1 protein-coding gene is annotated in these 303 nt (G+C 58.1%); it reads right to left on the bottom strand.

The features are described from left to right. Positions 1 to 230: transposase (locus AB4874_RS19945; protein WP_368393321.1), on the bottom strand; the 230-nt coding region annotated here is incomplete at its 3' end. Positions 231 to 303 lie beyond the last annotated feature (73 nt).

The raw sequence follows: 303 nt of genomic DNA on the forward strand, positions 1-303 counted from the left end.
ACAAAGCCCGTTGTCTGCCGAAGCGCCATCCCGAACAGCACTTTCATGGTCAGGCATGCCTGAACGGCGGCATCACTGTAGGTCGGCTGTCGGCCGCGCTTGCCGGTGGGCGCAGCATCCCAGTTCATCTCGGGATCGAACCAGATCGTCAGTGACCCGCGGCGCTTAAGCGCCTCATTATAGGCAGTCCAATTCGTTGTCTTGTAGGTCGGTGCTGTCGGTTTGCTCATGCCCATCAGCTACCACACTGGATTCACGACATGAATCCCTACCGGATTTGTGCAACAGAGCCGTGCGGGGATA

It is taken from the genome of Thioclava arctica (assembly GCF_040892615.1).
GTDB classification, from domain to species: domain Bacteria; phylum Pseudomonadota; class Alphaproteobacteria; order Rhodobacterales; family Rhodobacteraceae; genus Thioclava; species Thioclava arctica.